18 protein-coding genes are annotated in these 20,176 nt (G+C 37.3%); 6 read left to right on the top strand and 12 right to left on the bottom strand.

The features are described from left to right. Positions 1–98: 98 nt before the first annotated feature. Positions 99–947, top strand: coding sequence for an SDR family oxidoreductase (locus IPK91_16150; GenBank protein ID MBK8298774.1), 849 nt, complete (start codon positions 99–101; stop codon positions 945–947). Continuing rightward, positions 947–2,587 (top strand): M1 family metallopeptidase, encoded by a 1,641-nt coding sequence (locus IPK91_16145; GenBank protein MBK8298773.1) that lies wholly within the window; start codon positions 947–949, stop codon positions 2,585–2,587. Before IPK91_16150 ends, IPK91_16145 begins: the two co-directional genes overlap by 1 nt. A gap of 134 nt (positions 2,588–2,721) precedes the next feature. Here IPK91_16145 and rplS read toward each other — a convergent pair whose 3' ends face one another. Then, the gene (gene rplS / locus IPK91_16140; GenBank protein MBK8298772.1) at positions 2,722–3,093 is read right to left on the bottom strand and encodes a 50S ribosomal protein L19; all 372 of its coding nucleotides are present in this window, start codon (positions 3,091–3,093) and stop codon (positions 2,722–2,724) included. A gap of 77 nt (positions 3,094–3,170) precedes the next feature. Next, positions 3,171–5,429 carry a gliding motility-associated C-terminal domain-containing protein gene (locus IPK91_16135; GenBank protein ID MBK8298771.1) on the bottom strand — a complete coding sequence of 753 codons (2,259 nt, stop codon included), beginning with the start codon at positions 5,427–5,429 and terminating at the stop codon, positions 3,171–3,173. A gap of 215 nt (positions 5,430–5,644) precedes the next feature. Between IPK91_16135 and IPK91_16130 the strand changes: the two genes are divergently transcribed. After that, positions 5,645–6,229, top strand: coding sequence for an L-threonylcarbamoyladenylate synthase (locus IPK91_16130; GenBank protein ID MBK8298770.1), 585 nt, complete (start codon positions 5,645–5,647; stop codon positions 6,227–6,229). Between the two features lie 131 nt (positions 6,230–6,360). On the opposite strand, the gene IPK91_16125 is transcribed toward IPK91_16130, so the two are convergent. Genes IPK91_16125 through IPK91_16115 form a run of 3 tightly spaced genes read right to left on the bottom strand, consistent with a single transcriptional unit; the run spans position 6,361 to position 10,307 of the window. Then, the gene (locus IPK91_16125; GenBank protein MBK8298769.1) at positions 6,361–7,896 is read right to left on the bottom strand and encodes a hypothetical protein; all 1,536 of its coding nucleotides are present in this window, start codon (positions 7,894–7,896) and stop codon (positions 6,361–6,363) included. A gap of 14 nt (positions 7,897–7,910) precedes the next feature. After that, positions 7,911–9,380: a glyceraldehyde-3-phosphate dehydrogenase gene (locus IPK91_16120; GenBank protein MBK8298768.1), complete on the bottom strand. Its 1,470-nt coding sequence runs from the start codon at positions 9,378–9,380 to the stop codon at positions 7,911–7,913. A gap of 60 nt (positions 9,381–9,440) precedes the next feature. Then, positions 9,441–10,307: a sigma-70 family RNA polymerase sigma factor gene (locus tag IPK91_16115; GenBank protein ID MBK8298767.1), complete on the bottom strand. Its 867-nt coding sequence runs from the start codon at positions 10,305–10,307 to the stop codon at positions 9,441–9,443. A gap of 226 nt (positions 10,308–10,533) precedes the next feature. Here IPK91_16115 and IPK91_16110 point away from each other — a divergent pair, with 226 nt between their 5' ends. Next, the gene (locus IPK91_16110) at positions 10,534–10,908 is read left to right on the top strand and encodes an activator of HSP90 ATPase 1 family protein (protein MBK8298766.1); all 375 of its coding nucleotides are present in this window, start codon (positions 10,534–10,536) and stop codon (positions 10,906–10,908) included. 479 nt (positions 10,909–11,387) lie between these two features. Here IPK91_16110 and IPK91_16105 read toward each other — a convergent pair whose 3' ends face one another. Continuing rightward, on the bottom strand, positions 11,388–12,176 hold the full coding sequence (locus IPK91_16105; protein MBK8298765.1) for a class I SAM-dependent methyltransferase: 789 nt from the start codon (positions 12,174–12,176) through the stop codon (positions 11,388–11,390). Then, positions 12,176–12,952: an enoyl-CoA hydratase/isomerase family protein gene (locus IPK91_16100; protein ID MBK8298764.1), complete on the bottom strand. Its 777-nt coding sequence runs from the start codon at positions 12,950–12,952 to the stop codon at positions 12,176–12,178. Before IPK91_16100 ends, IPK91_16105 begins: the two co-directional genes overlap by 1 nt. Positions 12,953–13,224: 272 nt before the next feature. Between IPK91_16100 and IPK91_16095 the strand changes: the two genes are divergently transcribed. Next, entirely contained in the window at positions 13,225–15,039 is a 1,815-nt protein-coding gene (locus IPK91_16095) for a choice-of-anchor B family protein (GenBank protein ID MBK8298763.1), read from the top strand. Next, positions 15,036–15,596, top strand: coding sequence for a T9SS type A sorting domain-containing protein (locus IPK91_16090; protein MBK8298762.1), 561 nt, complete (start codon positions 15,036–15,038; stop codon positions 15,594–15,596). The genes IPK91_16095 and IPK91_16090 overlap by 4 nt, the downstream gene beginning before the upstream one ends. 46 nt (positions 15,597–15,642) lie before the next feature. On the opposite strand, the gene IPK91_16085 is transcribed toward IPK91_16090, so the two are convergent. The 5 genes from IPK91_16085 to IPK91_16065 form a co-directional block, all read right to left on the bottom strand. Then, positions 15,643–17,202, bottom strand: a complete 1,560-nt coding sequence (locus IPK91_16085; GenBank protein ID MBK8298761.1) for a recombinase family protein — start codon at positions 17,200–17,202, stop codon at positions 15,643–15,645. A gap of 330 nt (positions 17,203–17,532) precedes the next feature. Beyond that, on the bottom strand, positions 17,533–18,036 hold the full coding sequence (locus tag IPK91_16080; GenBank protein ID MBK8298760.1) for a hypothetical protein: 504 nt from the start codon (positions 18,034–18,036) through the stop codon (positions 17,533–17,535). A 7-nt stretch (positions 18,037–18,043) separates the two neighbouring features. Then, positions 18,044–18,382 carry a helix-turn-helix transcriptional regulator gene (locus tag IPK91_16075; GenBank protein MBK8298759.1) on the bottom strand — a complete coding sequence of 113 codons (339 nt, stop codon included), beginning with the start codon at positions 18,380–18,382 and terminating at the stop codon, positions 18,044–18,046. Between the two features lie 578 nt (positions 18,383–18,960). Next, on the bottom strand, positions 18,961–19,716 hold the full coding sequence (locus IPK91_16070; GenBank protein ID MBK8298758.1) for a hypothetical protein: 756 nt from the start codon (positions 19,714–19,716) through the stop codon (positions 18,961–18,963). After that, on the bottom strand, positions 19,713–20,051 hold the full coding sequence (locus IPK91_16065) for a YegP family protein (GenBank protein ID MBK8298757.1): 339 nt from the start codon (positions 20,049–20,051) through the stop codon (positions 19,713–19,715). Before IPK91_16065 ends, IPK91_16070 begins: the two co-directional genes overlap by 4 nt. Positions 20,052–20,176: the final 125 nt, after the last annotated feature.

Here is a 20,176-nt window from a genome sequence, read left to right as displayed (position 1 = left end):
TTGGCTCTGATCAAATAATGCTTGTGCTTGGATTGGTAAAGATAAGCAGTCCCGTTAAAGATGGGTATTTTCAATAATTTTACATCTAAATTAATACATTGAAATTTGTAGTCGTTACAGGAATTTCGTCTGGAATAGGTTTATATCTAAGTAAATTTTTAATAAATCAGGGTTTTCAGGTCATTGGGACCCATCGGGATCGGGATGTTCCGAATGGGTTGCCTAACACAGTCAATGGACTGATTCAATTGTATATGGATCTAGCCAATGAGCACTCCATTGAGCTTGCCGCAATTCAAATTCAAAAAATCGTAGGATATAAGGGATTGTATGCCTTAATAAACAATGCAGGACAAGCCATACCAGGACCTTTGACCGAAGTTCCAATGGAAAAGATCAAATACCAATTTCAGGTCAATGTATTTGGAAATTTATTGCTCATCCAAAAATTGATGCCCCTATTACAAAAAAATGGACCCGGTTCCCGAATTATTAACATGAGTTCGGTGTCAGGTTTATTTGCTTCACCCTTTTTAGGAAGTTATGCAGCATCCAAATTTGCCCTGGAAGGTTTATCTGACAGTCTTAGAAGAGAATTAAATTTATTGGGAATTGCAGTAGTTGTCATTGAGCCCGGGCCGATCCGAACCGCAATCTGGAGTAAACATTTGGGAGTTTCTGAGGATTATAAAGGGGGTTTATTTGACCAATATCTTCTAAAAGCTACAGATATCATTCAACAAATGGAAGAAAATGCCATGCCTCTGGAGGTATTAAATCAACCAATTCTGGATGCGCTACTGTCAACGAAACCTAAAACCCGATACCTGATCCACAAAAACAAATTTCTGTTCTTACTTTTGGCAAAAATTTTGCCTGATAAATGGGCTGATTATCTGGTTAATAGAAATTTAAAGTCCAATAACAATAAATTAAGGCCTGTCTGATGAAATACCTATCTGCAATTATTCTCTTTTTTCTTTTTAGTGTGCTAGCAATTTGTCAGAATTCGTTTAGTCTAAAAGACAGTCTTCGCGGTGCATTGAGGCCCGAACGAAACTACGATGTTAGTTTTTACGACCTGGATGTAGTTGTAGATATTAATAATCAGAGCCTCAAAGGGGTTTGTGAAATCCACTTATCTGCAAACGAAGCACTATCTGTTCTGCAGATTGACCTTTTTGAAAAAATGAATATCCGAAAAATAACTGAAGGTGGCCGCGAATTAAAATTTCAGAGGAACTATGATGCGATTCTGGTTCAAACCAATTTAAAGAAAGGTGAACAGGCTGTTTTCAAATGTTATTATGATGGAAAACCACAGGTTGCTAAGAATGCACCTTGGGACGGAGGATTTGTCTGGTCTAAAGATCAAAATGGTAAACCTTGGGTAGGCGTTGCTTGTGAAGGTACAGGTGATAGCTTATGGTGGCCAAACAAAGACCATCTCTCTGACGAACCCGAGAAAGGTATGGAAATTCACATTACGGTACCATCCGAATTGATGGCCATTTCAAATGGTAATCTTTCTAAAGTAACGGATGCAGATAAAACGCATAAAACCTATCATTGGAAAGTGAGTTACCCAATCAACAATTACAATGTGAGTTTGTACATAGGCGATTACAGTCATTTTAGCGATCAGTATACCGCTCTTGATGGATCCATTTTGCCATTGGATTATTATGTTTTGAGTTATAATATTGAGAAAGCCCGCAATCATTTTGAACAGGCTAAAAAAATGCTGGAAGTTTACGAACATTTTTTTGATAAATATCCTTTCTGGAATGATGGCTATGCCCTGGTTGAATCCCCTTATTTAGGAATGGAACATCAAAGTGCCATTGCTTATGGAAATAATTATCAACGTGGCTATTTGGGTGGTCGAATTCCTGAAAATCTAAATTTTGATTATATCATTGTCCATGAAAGTGGTCACGAGTATTTTGGAAATGCCGTTTCTTGCAAAGACCATGCTGATATGTGGATCCATGAAGGCTTTACAACCTATCTGGAATCCTTATACGTTGAATATTTATTTGGAAGAAAGGAAGCATTGAAATACCTAAATAGTCAACGATCTATGATCCAAAATAAACATCCATTAATTGGACCACGAGACGTGAATTATCAAGGTTTTCCTGATGCGGATATGTATTACAAAGGAAGCTGGGCATTACAGACCTTGCGTTTTGCAATTAAAAATGACAGTACCTGGTTTAAACTGATTAAAGGATTTTACAATACCTATAAATATAAAAATATTGACAGTGAAACTTTTTTTAATTATGTAAACAATTATACCAAAAAAGATTTTACACCATTTTTTCAACAGTATTTTTATCATGCAGAAATTCCAAAATTAAAAATCAGAGTAGAAGCTGACAGCAACCGGACCCGAATTTTTTATAAATTAATTGCTTCTGAAGAAAAATTAGAGATCCCTATAGAAATCAGTATAGATGGTCGGGTCATTCCATTAGAAGCCGGAACAAAAGAACGCAATATTGAATTCCGTAAAAAGTTTAAAAACATAAAAGGGGTTAACAATCAATCCCTGGTAGAAGTCATACCGATAGAAAATTAGGCCGGAGGAAGGCTGGAAGGCTGGAGGGCTGAAGGGCTGTTAGGCTGTTAGGCTGTTAGACTATTAGACTATTAGGCTGTTAGGAATTTTTGACCACTGACCACTATTTCCTAAACACTGATTTTAGGATTCAATTAAGCCTCGGTGCTTTCTCTAACAACCAGTGTACGTTCTTTGATACGTGCTTTTTTACCTGATAATTTACGCAGGTAAAACAATTTGGCACGACGAACGCGTCCTTTTTTCACCACTTTAATTTCAGCAATATTTGGGGATGAAAAAGGGAAAATACGCTCTACACCCACTCCGCTGGAAACTTTTCTGACTGTAAAGGTTTTGTTTTTGCCTTCACCACGGACATTGATGACATCTCCTCTGTAATCCTGGATACGCTCTTTATTTCCTTCTATAATTTTATAGCTGACAACGATGGTATCTCCTGAAGAAAATTCAGGGATCCGGCTGGTGTCCATTAAAGTGTCTTGTACATATCTGAGCAAATCCATGATATTCTAGTTTAAGGATTTTAAAAAGAGTCGCAAAGATATAGTTTTTACCTGAAATTCTAAAAATTTAGCCTAATTTATCTTATTAAACTGGCAAAACCTTTCAATTCTATGAGTTGATTTCGAGGCGTGGTATAACGAACCACATATACATAAACCCCATTTGGCATATTATTGCCCGAATTTTCAAAACGGCCATTCCATCCTTCCTGGGGGTCATTGGTTTTAAAAACCTGGCCTCCCCAACGATCCCAAATACTCATTTCAAACGATCTCATGCCATCTAAAATCCCCAAGCCTAAAAATTGTTCGTTTTTTGAATCTCCGTTGGGCGTAAAGGCATTGGGCATAAAATAAGTTACAATTGGCTCTACATCAATGTATTGCGTCAATGTATCGCGACAACCATTGTTGTTTATTGCAATCAATTGGATGCTTTGTTTCCCTGTATCCCTAAACGTATACATTGGGTTTACCAACATGCTTCTATCGGTTTGATCAAAAATCCATAACCGGCTGTTGGTATTGGTTGACAGATCTGAGAAACTGGCTGTTTTTTGAAATGAACTGAATTTATCAGGGGTAAAGCTAAAGTCCGCATTCGGAGACTGCCTTGAATTTATCCAACTGGGGTAGTTTTTCTCTATATAGCATCCTATGGGTGACGTTATTTGGAGTTTAACTGAAAACACCCCGCCGGTTTTATAACTATGGCAGGGTGAAATTTCTGAACTGGTTTGCCCATCCCCAAAATCCCATAAAATGTCATAGGTCGTATCGATTGGAATCGAGAGGTTCTTAAAACACACATTTAAAGGGGTACAACCATCAAACGTTGAAGGCTCTACGATCAATAAAGGAGGTACCGGAAAATAAGGAATTGTTGCCACCGTATCATCCAAACACCCATTGATATCCCGAACTTGAAGCGTAATTGCTTTCAATCCAGGGGTATTGAATATATAACTCGGATCTTTGAGGATTGAATTTCCAGAACCAGCAAAATTCCAGTTCCAACTTGTTAGTTGTCCACTTCCTGAAAACGAATTATCTAAAAAAGCGACTGGCCCGGCAATGCAGGTATCGTAACTAAACCCAAAACCCGCCCGGATCTCAGGAAAAACATTCACTTGAATATCGGCTGAATCTGAACATTCACTGCCTGGATTTAAAATCATTTTTCCAAAGTATGTACCCAATCCCGGAAAAGTAAAGCGCGCATTTCTTTGGACTTCTTTTTGGTTTACCCCTCCAATATTAAAGGTCCAATCATAAGCTCTTATATATTGGGCATCGGTACTTAAATTTTCAAAATCAATGCTTGTTTTGCCACAGAGATTGATAATAAATTTTTTTCCACTTAGTATCGAATCCGATTTCAGTTTTGCATGAACTTTAGGTTCGCAATAGGTCACATTAAATTGAAAATCCCGTCTGGTTTCTGTAAGTAAGATTCCATTTCTAAATTCCCGGATACAAACACCCACTACAAATTGACCTTGAATTTCAGGCTTCCCTGTAATCAAGCCGGTTAAAGGATCTATTGAAACTACCGGATTTCCGGCAAGTGGCGCATTTGCAGTATATGTTGGTGTCCTGAAGTTCACGGTGTTGAATGGTGGTGGACAGCCAAACGGATCTGGTTTTACGCCATAGCACATTTCACTTCCATTGACGGTGCCATCCTGTCCCCCTGCAACCAAGGGTGTACAAAATTCATAAGTTACTAAATCCCCGTCAGCATCAATGATAGAATGATCAAAATTTAATGAACTGTTGATGCAAATCACGATGGGAGGAAATTTTTTAAATCGGGGGCTGTTATTACAAACCCGTTGCCCTTCCGGAGTAATTTCGATTACAAACGCAGCGCCATCCATATCAGGATTTAGGATATTGGAAATGGTTTCATTACGGCAACATCGTTGGTATGCTATGTAATAGGAATTGGTGCTCATACGTAAATTTCCGGTTTGAAATTCGTAGGTGCCTTCCTGGACGCAGACATTCTCCGGTACAATCAAACAGGGGTTATCTGCATCTTCATTTATTTTAACAATGGGTGTTTTTAGTAATACCTGATCCAGTTTCTTGACATTTCTATAAAAACCATTGGGTAATTTCTCATAAATCCCAATTTTAATTTGTGGATCAAATTCTGCAGCCTGAAAGGCATAACAGTCTCTATACATTTTTAAGGTCACCGCAAAATTGACAAACTTATTGACGGTATCCACACTTAAACACCGATAGGACATATCTCCCCCAATGATGTGTTTCCCATTCAAAAGCATGGTTTGACTTAAAAAAACCAATAATAGTAGAAAGTGTCTCAAAATTTGCCTGCGATTATACCTAACTAAACGAATTCCAGCGTTAATTGGTTATGATAATGTAAAACTAATTTATATGAAATCTTTTAAAAACTCAAAAACATAATATGACCTAAATTAATTTGCTCCAAAAGGGTCTTAATCAAGGCATTTAAATTTTTGAACCTTTTCATTGATCTTTACAATTTCCATATTTTATGCAAAATTAAATTTGTTGGATGAATTTCACTTTAAATGATGAAAATACTGATTTCTGGAATGCCGTACGGTGTCTGAAGGACGGGAAGGTTCTTTTGTATCCATCCGACACGATATGGGGTTTGGGCTGCTCTACCGATTTTCCTGAAGCATTGGATCGTTTGTATGAAATTAAACAACGACCTGGAAGCAAGGCTGCCATCCTTTTAGTAGACTCAATAGACATGTTAAAAAAATATATCGACTACATACACCCACGGGTCGAAACGCTGATGGGATTTCATAAAAGGCCCTTAACGGTAATTTACAAGCATGCAAAGAATTTAGACCCTCGATTTACCGCACAAGATGGTTCCATAGCCATTCGCGTTTGTGAGGACCTTTTCTGCAAGGCACTCATCCAAGAAATTAAAGGACCCCTGGTTTCTACTTCGGCCAATTTCAACGGCATCGATGCTCCTGCTCATTTTGGAGAAATTGATCCCTTACTCATTCAACAGGTTGATTACGTTGTAAAATACAGACAAGATGACACTTCAAAAAATCAAGTAAGCTCTATCATACGATTTGATCCGGAAGGGGAATTGGAATTCATCAGGATGTAATTATTTGAATGGGCAGCTTTAAATATGTTTTTAAGCTTTGTGCAATTAGGATTGCAACACAACGAAGTAACGAATTGTAATCAAAATTAAAGAAGAAGAAAGCTGCGAATGAAAAAGGAATGAGGATTAAATTAATTTCTCAATTCCTTCAAGGCGCGTAGGAAAACCGGATCTGTTTTTAAAAGTTCTTGCTGAAAAGCGGATTCACCATACAACCACAATAAAATCGTTGCATGACAAGTTTGGATTACTCGTTCTTCATTCCAATGAACTCCGGGATATTTTGTCTTTGCTTTTAATAATTCATTCTTTAGAATCAAATCCAATTGCTTATTATTTTTCAAGGATTCTTTTTGATTGGCTACTGCTTTTTTTATTTCATTGATCTGTTCTGCAATAATTGGTATTGCAATTAATTGTTCCGTAGAATCCAATGCTGGATTTGTGGTATCTAATTCACTATCAGGAACCACCCCATTATTTGTAGCCAATCTTCTTTTTTTTCTACTATAATAAATTGTGTCTCTTGAATTTTCAGGATTCGACAAATAGCTGAACGCTTCTGAATTTTCATAAGGCTTTTGAATGTGTCTTCCGGAATTGGTACTGAATCTGCTAACGGCCAATCGGATTGCAGATCCATCCGGCAAGCTGTATTGTTCGAGCACAGTGCCTTTGCCAAATGTATTTTGACCGACTAGGATCGCACGGTCTAAATCTTGTAGTGAAGCTGCAATCAATTCTGCAGCAGATGCTGTTTCGTTATCAACCAACACCACAATTTTATCCAATCTAAAAAATGGTTTTCCGGTTGATTTAAATTCTTTTGCGGCTGTTTTAAATCCTTGCGTCTTAAACAACAAGACATCTTTTTCCGGTATGAGTTGATTGAGAATAGAGGCAGCTTCGTGAACCAATCCGCCCGCATTTCCACGTAAATCTATGATCAGGCGTTTGCAATTTTTTTCGGAAACATAGGTTTCCAATACATTCATAAATTCTCTGTAACTTTCTTTATTTAAGATTTTTAATTTCAAATACACCACTCCTTTTTCAGGGCTGAAAGAAAGTTCCACTGCATTGTCTTTAAAAGGACTCAAGCCAATTTTTGAATTTTGCTCCCGTGCAAATTCATGACTAAACCAAGCAATTTCTATACTATCCTGATTGGATTCTAAAATGGAATTAATTAAAGAATCTAAATAATACGGATCCGGTTTGATTTGCAAACCATTGATTCCTTTAATTTGATCACCGGCGCGCATACCAACTGCAGCGGCTCCACTTGCTTCACGAACCTTTTGAATAATTATTTTTGAATCGGCAACGACCAAATCCAATCCAAAATCCACTGCGGTGCCATTCATCCGATTCGAAAATGAATTGAGTTCGCTCGATGGAATGTAATCTGAGTAAGGATCCAAACTTGCCAACCATGCATCCAAAGCAAGGTCTGTGCTTTTCTCTAAATCAATGCTGTCAATATATTTTGATTGAATATAACCCATGACATCCGCAAATTTTTGAATGCGATCCATGGAATTTAATTGGATCGAATTGGTTTCAACGGATGGTTTATGAATTTGACGCATATTCATGCCAGCTATCAGTCCGATTGCTGCACACAAACCCAATAAAAATGGTTGCCATTTTTTGTATGTATCCAAGTTGGTGCTCACGGCTAGTAATACGTATAGCGTCTCACCTTAGCTACGTGTTTTGCAAGTCTTACAACCTGGCAGGTATATCCAAATTCATTATCATACCAGGCATAAATAGTCACTGTTTTTCCATCTGCCGAAACGATGGTAGAAGGTGCATCTACAACTGAAGCACAGGTGGTTCCTACTGCATTGCTGGAAACATATTCGTTTGAAGTTGAATACTGAAGTTGCTCCACCAAATCCCCATACAAACTTGCATGACGCAATTTGCCAAGTATTTCTTCCAGGTTGGTTGCTTTTTCAAGAGTCAGATTCAAGATTGCTAATGAAACATTCGGTACCGGAACGCGAACGGCATTGCCTGTTAATTTACCTTTTAGATGAGGCAATACTTTAGCGACTGCACTGGCTGCACCTGTGCTTGTGATTACCATGTTGATGGGTGCACCGCGACCTCTTCTCGGTTTGCGGTGAAAATTATCTAACAAATTTTGATCACTGGTATACGCATGAACGGTTTCCAAATGTCCTTTTTCAATTCCGAATGCCTGATCTATTACTTGAATAATTGGTACAATTGCATTGGTTGTACATGAAGCTGCACAAAAAATATTTTCATTTACATTGTCTGCTTCTTGAGTGTTGACACCTACGACAATATTTGGAATGTCTTTTCCCGGTGCCGTTAAAATGATTTCAGAAATACCGGGTCTAAGATGTGCCGATAATTTTTCACGCGTGTCAAACATTCCTGTATTGTCAATCAGAAGTGCGTCGTGAATGCCATAGTCTTCATAATTAATTTCAGCAGGCGATGCAGCAAAAATCATTCTGATCCGATTTCCATTGATGATCGCTTCGGTACCGTCTGGGCTTACTTCAATGGCTCCTGGAAAACTCCCATGGATTGAATCACTTTCCAAAAGTGCCAATCGTTTATGCACTTCTTCAAATTGATTTTTCATACCCGCTCTGACTACGATGGCTTTTAATCGCAATTGTTCGCCACTTCCCGTTGAAGAAATCAGTCTGCGTGCAACCAACCTGCCGATGCGACCAAATCCATATAAGACAACATCTTTTGGTTCAAATCCAACATTTCCAATTTGGAGACCCGATTGCAAGCGGTCTTTAATAAAATGGTCTAAACTATCGAAATGCTTTTGCTGTGTTTCCCATTCGGAGGCTAATTTTCCAATGTCTATCCGTGAAGGGCCCAGTTCATTCATTTTAAAAATAATGCGGGCAATCTCCAGGCTTAAATCCAGATCCAGGGGCTTATCAATGTAATTTTTTGCAAAGAGGTGGTCGCTTATAATTTGACTGGGGCGAACGTCGTAAAGATCCTTGCGAAAAATGACCAATTCAATGGAACGGTCAAAACGCAGGTCGCCAACGATTTTACTTAACTCAAGCGCATTTTTTTCCTTTTCCCGCCAGTCCTTCAGTGCGAGTTCAATTTTTTCGTTTTGGTTAACGATAGACATAGGATTTAATTTTCCGCAAAGGTTATAAAATCCGAAGCAAAAAACAATCCGGCTTGCGGTTTATCCGAGGTATTGTTTAAGTAATTTACTTCTGGAAGCTGAACGCAGTTTGTTTATGGCTTTATCCTTAATCTGGCGCACCCGTTCACGGGTTAATCCAAATTTATCCCCAATATCTTCAAGGGACTCGGGATGTTCTACACCAATTCCAAAATACAATTTGATTACATCTGCCTGACGATCTGTTAAAGTGCCAAGGGCCCGCTCAATTTCTTGACGTAAGGAATCCTTGAACTCCAGCTTTGCGTCGGTTGCAGGTGTGCTGTCGTTTTCCAGTACATCCAATAAGGAATTGTCTTCTCCCTCTACGAAAGGTGCATCCATGGACACGTGGCGTGCAGCTACGCCCATGGTCGTTTCAACTTCTTCAGTTGGAATCTCCAGCAAAGTAGCCAACTCTTCTGCAGAGGGCTCCCGTTCGAATTCTTGTTCGAGTTCAGAAAAAGCACGGTTAATTTTATTTAAAGAACCCACTTTGTTTAAAGGAAGACGCACAATCCGTGATTGTTCGGCTAAAGCCTGAAGGATGGATTGACGAATCCACCACACCGCATAGGAAATAAATTTAAATCCCCGGGTTTCATCAAAACGTTGGGCGGCTTTAATCAAACCTAAATTGCCTTCATTAATCAAATCTGAAAGAGAAAGTCCCTGGTTTTGATATTGTTTTGCAACTGAAACTACAAAACGGAGGTTTGCTTTAGTGAGTCGTTCGAGGGACAGCTGATCCCCTTGTTTAATCTTTTTTGCTAAATCAACCTCTTCCTCCGGGGTCAAAAGATCTACTTTTCCAATTTCCTGTAAATATTTTTCGAGAGACTGACTTTCTCGATTGGTGATGGATTTCGTAATCTTTAGCTGCCTCATGTAGGATTGGTAAATTTATAAATTATTAAAATTCAACGAATTATAAAATAAATTAGAGAAATTTTATAACAGAGGGCGAAAATAATGCCAAGCTGGCAATAATAACCCTATCACGAATTAATGTTTTGTGAATAAAAAAAGTTCATGATTTAACAAAAAAATATTCAAACAATTTTAATATTGCCGCTTCAACGCACTCAATTAGATTAAAAAAGATACAGTATCAATGGCCAGAGTCCAATTTCAAACCGAGTTCATGTTTAAGTCATCGCCTGCGACGCTTTACCTTTTTACAACGGAACCCACTTGTATGGTACGGTGGTTTTGTGATCGGGTGGATAACATCGGCGACCAATATACTTTTGATTGGGAGGGGGATCACGAAGAGGCAACTCTTGTACAAGATATCGAAGAAGAATTGGTAAGATACCGCTGGAATGACCGGGAAGACGAATTTTTACAATTCCGCATCTATAAAACGGATATTACTAATGAGACCATTATGGAAGTGACCGATTTTTGTGATGACGATGAGGTAAAAGGTCAAAAAGACCTCTGGGAGGTTTATATCAAGAAGTTTAAGACTTTCTGTGGAGGTTAAACAATGCTGCAATTTTTCAATGCTGCAATCCTGCAATCTTTCAATGCTGCGATCCTGAAATGCTGAAATCCTAGCATGTTGTTTTGAGGAAATGCTTTAATCATGTACACGTCTCCGTGACCTTCGGCGAGGACGCCTTCGGGAACTAGTCTGTTTTAAGTTTTTGTAATCTATGAACATGAGGGATCTTGACGAATTAATTACTTCAAAGTTTCCGAAGGCGTCCCCGCCGAGGATTTTCGAAGAGAAATCTGCCTTTTTAAATGCAATTCATTTTTTAATATTTCAAACATGCACCCGTCTTCGTGACCCTCGGCGAGGACGCCTTCGGAAACTGGTCTGTTTTAAGTTTTTGTAATCTATGAACATGAGGGATCTTGACGAATTAATTACTTCAAAGTTTCCGAAGGCGTCTCAGTGACCCTCGGCGTGGACGCCTTCGGGAACTGATCATTTTAAGATTTGAAATCAATCAATGTTTAGGCAATCAAATAATAAGCTGCCGTGGTGTAATAATTTCTAAAATAAGGAATGGAATTTAAACCTGGAAGAACCGATTTTGGTTCTACATTAAATTTAAATTTGTAGATGGGGTTGGTGAAGAAAAGTTTTCTGTTTAAAACTTGAAATTGATTTTGTTTGATTATTTTTTCAAAGCGCTCTATGGAAATTCCGGTTTCTTTTATTTCCATAAATTCATTGAGGGTGATGGCATCTTGTCCACCCCACTCCAACAGTTTTTTGTAAACGAATTTTGGCAAGAGATGAAACCAGGGAAGCTTGCTCAAGAGCTTTGACTGTGCCATTTGTTGATGTCCACCAAAAGGCATTTGCCAGGGCGGGAATCCAAAAAATATCACACCGCCTGGATTTAAGAAACTTTTTAATTGCTGAATAAATTGTTCCTGATTTGGAATATGCTCAATTACATCTTTTAATAAAATGATATCAAACGGACCATCCAAATCATATTTAAGTTGGATGTCATAAATATTTTTTGAGAGGAATTTTAATTTTCCTAAACCAAATGCTTCTTGTTGAAAATGTTTGGCTGCTTCAATGCGTGAAGGACTTAAATCAATGCCATAACAGGGTAGGTCTCTTTCAACAAATGCCTTTAAAACGCCTGCCTCGGCGCATCCAATTTCTAATACCCGATCCTGATTTTTAAGTGGACGTTTTTCTTCTATAAATGGAATTATAAAGTCTCTTGCAGTGAGGTACTGCATGTCAAAATAGCGTTGTTTATCTTTATGGTATTCAAACATTAATTTCCTTTGAACGTCGGTTTGCGCTTATTTAAGAAAGCATCCACCCCTTCATTTGCATCTTTGGTAATCATTAAATTTCCAAATGAATCTAATTCTGATTCATATCCCTGCATTTCAAAATCAAAATATGAATTTACAATTTTGATAACTTTCTGGATGGCTACCGGAGCTTTGGTCGCAATTTTTTGAATGATCTCCAATGATTTTTCAACTTCTTTGCCAGGTTCAACTACGTGATTTACCAAACCCAAGCGATGGGCTTCTTCTGCAGAAATCATATCGCCGGTCATCAACATTTCAATTGCTTTTCCTTTTCCAATGTAGTGAATCAGTCTTTGGGTGCCTCCATAACCTGGGATCAATCCAAGATTCACTTCAGGTTGACCAAATTTGGCATTGGAACCAGCTACCCGAATGTGACATGCCATCGCCAATTCACAACCTCCTCCCAATGCAAATCCATTTACCGCTGCAATTACAGGGATATTGAGTTTTTCGATTTCCGAAAACAACATCTGCCCTTTCCGACCAAGCGCGATGCCTTCTTTCCTGCTGAGTCCGACAAATTCAGAAATATCTGCACCCGCAACAAAAGATTTAGGTCCGGCACCTGTTATAATTAATCCACGTAATTCATCTGTTTTGGCCTCAATCTCATCGATTGCGGCATTTAATTCGTCAATTACATTGTGATTTAAGGCGTTCATCGCTTGTTCGCGGTTGATCGTTAAAATGCAGACATTATGTTCGTATTGCTTTAATACCTCATTCATGATTTCATTAATTGATTGATTCAGAATAGTTTATGTATCTGAGATTTTGTGTAACGGGTGCAAATATATTGAGATCGTGGATTTCTTAATGAATCTTAAATGTTTTGACCGATTTCGTGCTTCTAAAAGCAGCAATAGCCCCGGATCACAAACGAGCTTCATATTACGTTTAGTTAGTGCTTGATTGAGCCCAAAATTAAGGCCTCAAACGTTAAATTTTGGATGAAATACTAATTAGGGAACTACCTTTGACCGAATTTTAATTAAAGTAAATGAAAAACATACTTACGATACTGTTCTGTTTTATTCTTGGCCATAATTTGATCGCACAAGACGGCGACCTCAACATGAAAATTATTGCTCATGTTCCAGCACCCAGTGGGGGCAGTGGCATCTGGCATTATGTCGATCGCAATGGGATTGAATATGCAGCCATCGGCACCCGTGAAGCATTGGAAATTTACAGTCTTGAAGATCCGTCAAAACCCATTTTGCGAGCCAGTGTTAAAGGCGTCAACACCATTTGGAGAGAGGTTTATGCTTACAAAGATTACATCTATGCTGTAACAGACAATGCATCCGATGGGGTAATCATTGTCAATATGAAAAATGCTCCGGGCACTATTACCAGTAAATTCTGGACCACTTCTGTAACTGCAAACAATCAAACAGCAAATATCACCACATGCCATACAGTATTTGTAGATGAAAAAGGAATTCTTTGTTTGAATGGTTGTCGTCCCTGGCAGGGAGTCTTGTTTTTTGACCTCAATCAAGATCCTGAAAACCCAAAATTTTTAGGTGCTGAGACTACGCGTTACAGCCACGATATGTTTATGCGCAGAGATACCTTGTATTCTTCTGAAATTTATGAAGGTCTGATGACTGCTTATGACGTAACTGATAAATCAAAACCAGTTGAAATCAATGGTGTAAAAACTCCTTTTGCATTTACACATAATAACTGGCCATCGGATGATAACCGATACATGTTTACGACAGATGAAAAAGAAAATGCGTATGTAGCTGCTTATGATATTTCTGATATCCATAATATTAAATTACTTGATCAATGGCGTCCAAAAGATACTGAAGGCACTGGAGTCATTCCACACAATACCAGATACCTGGATGGTTATTTGATTACAGCGTATTACACAGATGGAGTAAAAATTATCGATGCACACCGTCCTGAAAATTTAATTGAAGTTGGATCTGTTGATACTTATTCTGGAAATCAAAGCGGATTTCATGGTTGCTGGGGCGTGAGTCCTTTTTTGCCAAGTAAAACCATCGTTGCTTCAGATATTGAAGGCGGATTATTTGTAATAAAACCAGAATACATCCGTGCATGTTATTTAGAAGGTACTGTACGTGACAGTTTCACAGATGAAGTTATATCAAATGTTGAAGTCCGTTTGATTACTCCCAGAAAAAACAATGAACAAACAAATTTGAAAGGAGAATATAAAACCGGTTATGCTGATTCCGGTACATTTTCAGTTGAATTTTCGCATCCTGATTACAACCCGCTTACTACATCCGCCGTGTTAGAACATGGCGTCGTTACTATTAAAAACGTAAAACTGCTTCCTAAAAATACAATTGTTCAAAAAATTATTGTAAAAGAAAAGGGTAGTTTAAATTTAATAGCGGATGCAAAAATTGTATTGTTTAATGCCAATAAAAGCATTACTGCACAAACTGCAGCTGACGGTGTTGCCAACGTAAAAATTATTCAGGATAATTTAGATTTTCAATTAGTAGTTGGCAAATGGGCTTATTTGCATCATGCTGAAGTGTATAGTTCCTTAAGTCCTAAAGCAGAAATTGAGATCTTACTCGATAAAGGATACCAGGATGATTTTATATTAGAACAAAATTGGACTACAAAACCTTCGCTTCAACTGGTGCCTGGGTACGTGGAGAGCCCGTTGGAACCATCAGTGGAAACGATCAGGCACAATCAGAATTCGATGTTGATACAGATCTGGGTGATGCTTGTTATGTTACTGGAAATGGCACCACAGATCCATCCGCAGCGGATGTGGACAATGGCGCAACGTTTCTTACCAGTCCTACTATGAATTTAACTAAGTACAATGAGCCCTTATTAAATTATTCCTATTGGTTTTTTAATGGTGGTGGCAACAATGCACCAAATGATAAAGTAAAATTTTATATACTGTCCGGCACGGATACCATAAGTATTGAAGAAATAAACAAAAGTGAATCTGCCTGGATTGCAAAAGATCGATTCAATATAAAATCATTGACCACAAAATTAGAGGATGTAAAATTTATGGTCAGCATTGCAGATGACAATCCAGGTCATTTGGTTGAAGGAGCCTTGGATGCTTTTCTGGTTTTTGATGGCAATCCGGTTGCAACTAATGAGGTGAATTCTGAAATCAACGTCACATTAAGTGCTACTGTATTTGAAACACAAACTTTATTGGTAAATCCAGCTGGGCAATCCTTACATCTCAGCATCAGCAATTTAAAAGGACAAATTTTACAAGCTACTAGAATAAGTCATGAAACCCTGATACCAATTGGAAGCGATCTGGAAAAAGGGATATACATCATCCAGGTTCAAAATGAACTGGGAATGAAAAAGAGCTTTAAAGTTGTGAAAATTTGATAGGAGGTAGGTGAAGTGTATGTTGCTTGATTGCTTCTAACATTATTTAGGAGATACTTTTTAAATTAATTTCAACCCTTCCCCGTTCGTTGCATAGTTGTAGTGTTTTAGAATCATCACCATATTTGGTAGTGTTATTGCGTTCAGATGGCCCTGGTACTGGGGCATCTGGAACTAAAGTGGGTATGTAGGAAAGGTTGATCGCTATATCCTCCTTTCCAATTATAATGGATTCCGTTATCAATTCAATAATGCTTTTCTTTTCCTCTTGGGTAAAGGCATTCCATTGGGAATGAAGGTTTCGAGCATCATAAAGTATCTGGCTATTATCCAAGCTTTGCATTCGAAGGGCATCTATCTGACCCTGAATCTCCATTATTGATTGCTCAACTTGGTTCTGCTTTTCTTCCACTGGGGCATAATTGGTTCTAAAGGTCTCCTTTGTCAGTTCTCCTTCATGATACAGTTCTATAATATTGGTAATTTTAAGCTTGAGGTTTTGTAATTCTTTTGTTCGTACAATTAGCAGTTCCTCCTTGTCTTTCAGCATTACTTTTTCCTGATTCAAATGGCTTTGGATTTCCATGTCCGAAAATACGAAATTCTTGAGTTGGGTTTGAAAGATTTCTTCAAGATCATCCGGCGCTATTTTGTTTTTACAATCAAGACAGATGTATTTTGGTGAATTCATTCTCATGTACATTTTTGTTCCGCAATGGCATTGAACAATTCCGCTGAAAAGATGGACGCTCTTTCTTCTGACCTTGTTTCTTGATTGAGACATTTTATCAAGTATCTCATTGCAAGTATTCCAGAGTTCATCAGAAACAATTCGAGGAGCTTTGACAAAAATCCATTCTTCTTTTGGTTTTAATTGCCAACCGTTTTCTTGTGTATGTTCCGTGTAATTAACACGTCTCATTCCTTTTGCAATCGGATCACGAAGAATCCGATCAACAGTTGTATCTGTGAACTTATGACCACCTCTCGTTCTATAGCCCTGTTCAGAAAGCAGATTAGCTACGATTCTTTTTCTTTGGTGCTTTGCAAAGAGTTCATAAATGAGCTTACGGACGGGTGATTCCTTTTCATCCAAAAGAAATTCTTTATTCTCCCATTTGTATCCGTATGGAGCTTCACCGCCTAAAGACTTTCCAAGCTTTGCGCGAATTGGCACAGAGGCTTTAACTCGCGACCTAATTTCAGCTCTTTCCCATTCTGCCATTGCGGCGATGAGGGTATAAAAGAAGCGACCAACCGGAGTGGAGGTATCAATACTTTCATCAAGTGATGTGAGATCTGCATTATGTTGCTGGAACAGATCGGCGAATTCTAATAGTTCACGAGTGTTTCTCGCCAGCCTAGCTAGTTTTGAGAATATTAGACCTGTAATGTGTCCTCTCCGAATATCTTCGAGCATTCGTTTGGCTTCTGAGTGGTTCATTACCTGCTTTCCACTTACAGCTTCAAGGTGATATGTTTCAACCACTGTCCAACCTTTAATCTCAGCATAGGCATTGGCTCGATGTTCATGCATTTTGGGGCTATCACCCTGGGCTTGGTCTTCTGTAGATACCCTTATCCAGATTCCTACTCGTTTTTTCATGATTTTCTTGATATCATGTAAAAATACAACAATGCGACAAAAATGGGTTGTTCATTTTTTTAAATAAGCTATGCCTTACTTTATTTTTTTAGAAAATATGAAATAAAATACTGTAAGTAGAATGAAGCCAGAGGAGTATGCAAAATGCATAGTTAGCTTGGAAACAAAGAAAGCATATTTCCCAGAAGATGCAATTAAATTTGGTGATTTGTTTATTGAAGATATTTTGTCTCAAAAAAATCAAAAGGATTAGAGGTCTATGTTCCATGAGAAGACAATGTTAATGCTTTAGATGCATTACTCTTTGCTTCGCTATTATCTCAATCTTGATTATTCATTCAGCCAGAACCAAGTCAGCGCAAGGGACAGTGCATCAAAAATTACCATATTCCGATCCTCACTTTCCCATTTTTTCCGTTCTCTTGGTCTCTTTGGTTCCAGTTCTGGAAATTTTGTGAGTAAGAACTTGGATATTTCATATTTGGTAAATGCACCTCGGATTTCAAACACATCTCTGATTTGATCACGAGAGTATTTAACGACGGGGAGATTTTCTGATTCAGCATAGTCAGTAATTTTTTTAAGGAGTTTTTTAGTTCGATTTCCAGTTCTCGATGATTTACTTTCTGGATCAAATAGAATTACTATTCTAGGCTGAAAGTAATCAAGGGACTTTTTAATTCGTTCAAGGATTTTCCTATTGGAAATTGGACTAATTCTTACTGAACCATAATAAATTAGTTCTCCTTCATTATCCAAATTCACAAACCCAAAGCCATTTGCATTTGGATAAATTGCACACACTATATTCAATTTTATATTTTGTGATGTCATACGTTTTTTAATTTGTTAATCTTATAATTACTTGCTCAAGGAATTTAATTTTAGAGGTGTTCTTTAATGTTATTTGTTCTTCTTTATTTAATTCTCTGATTCGTTCTTTCATTCGTTCAATGAGACCTGGTAGCATATTTTGGGATTGCAATTGATAAAACGATTCAATGGACGTATCGAAAACATGATGATAAATAAGCTGTACTTCTGTGGTTGGTTCTCTTAATCCTTTCTCATATCTTGAGATACTTGAGACATCCAGTAATCCTGATATAGATCGCATGTCCTCTTGATCAAGCGGAGATCGTTTGCGATATACTTTTAAATAATTTGGTATGATTGACATAAATAAAAAATGGGCATCAGAAATAATTTTTCTGATGCCCTAAGTTTAGTCTTATAATCTGACCTAGAATAGACGGTATTATTTGCCAATTTGGCAAATTTTTTCGCCCACGATCCACGTTTTGTGGATAAACTATTCAATTGTAAACAACCAATTATGGTGGTATCATAGTGATGTAAATTAAATTGATAAAATAGGCACCTTCGCACCTGTAGGTACCCATAATCTACGGTAATTAAAAGGTACCGCAGATTGCAAAACCAACGGTGCAAAAGCACCGTCAACATTTATATAAGTTGTACTTACAATAAATTTAGGTTTTGCCTAGAGTGAGTTGGTGTGTCCGGTATGTCAGTGATAATCAAGATCGTCTCTGAGATACGCCTTAACTTAATTATACCATAATTTGGTAGTAAAGTCAAATTTACCGTAATATCTCAAGAACATTCAGTGAATGTTTAATGAATAAAAGATGCTCATCGTGATTTATACAAGTTTTGTGCAACTTCATATTCCGGCCCCCTAAATTGAGGGATTAGATGCTTTTTTCGAATAAAAATGTCAGTTCATCAACTACTTTATGTGTCATCGCATCTTGATGATAAACAAAAAACTCGTCCCGTGAATTTTAAGTCCTTGACATCCATCTCTCGTTCACCTAAAGAAAAATAATTTCCATTTGTATGCTCCTCTAAAAATTTCAAAAGGGTATCAACCCTGCTTATTAAATGAAAACAATATTCAGGAGTATATAAAGAGGAAGGTACATAAAAAGCCACAAACTTTGCACGAGAATCAAAATCAAAATGAACCCGTTGATTTATTTTCAGTGTTATAGTATTATTACTTTTTGCTGGTGTATAGTTAACATCTTTCTCTAAATCATAGCTAATAATTTTACCACCAAAATCAGAATCAAACATTTCTCTTAAAGCCCTAGGTTTTGATTGTTTAAATTGGGATTGTTCTTTCTTAATGACTTCCTTTGGAATATTATTCTTTTGATTAATGAATGCCGCGACCCACACAAATACAAATATTCCAAACATAGGAATATAAATTCCCATATTCATTTTTGATACTTTAACTATTTTATATTGAACTTGATCATTATTACCAATTATTTTTATTCTCCAAGGTATTAATCCTTTTTTAAGAAGGACTATAGTAATACCCAAAATTAATACCATGAAAACCGTTATAAAAAAAGCACTCCTAAAATTAATTAATGATATGGAATTATTAACTGCATCCAATATGCTGCCAAACAAAGTTATGCCTAAAAGGGTATAACCTAAAATTTTAATAAATTTTTGTAGAAATGGTATTTTCATGATGATATTGTGCTATCCTCAATTTCAGCACTCATTGCATTGCTTTTAACTGAAGCAATACCGGAGTTCCTTCCTGAAGCTTCAGTATACATTTCACTCGTTCCAATGATCTGGCCATTTCCCGCTTTAAGGTTAAAATAATATTTCCCATCAGCAGAAGTTTTATGCTCAAACCTTGAGTCAAATAGAGAGTTAGTCTTGACAGATTCTATTCCGTTAATACAACTTGATTTACTGGTATAACCTTCACTGGTTAGAATGACTTCGCCATTTCCAGCTTTTAAGTTAAATTGATATCCACCATTTTTACGAACCGATATTACGAATTTTCCCATTGTTCCATTTTAAGACGCAAAAATAAAGATAACACTGCTAATGTGCATCCAATATAGAATTGGTTTTTTAGGCTTAAATAAAATCTTAAAATTTTTCGTAAATTTGCATAATTTGCAAGATTGTA

This window comes from Saprospiraceae bacterium (genome assembly GCA_016712145.1).
Taxonomy (GTDB): domain Bacteria; phylum Bacteroidota; class Bacteroidia; order Chitinophagales; family Saprospiraceae; genus Vicinibacter.
Note: the sequence above shows the minus strand (reverse complement) of the source record. Positions and strands in the feature narration are given on the sequence as shown.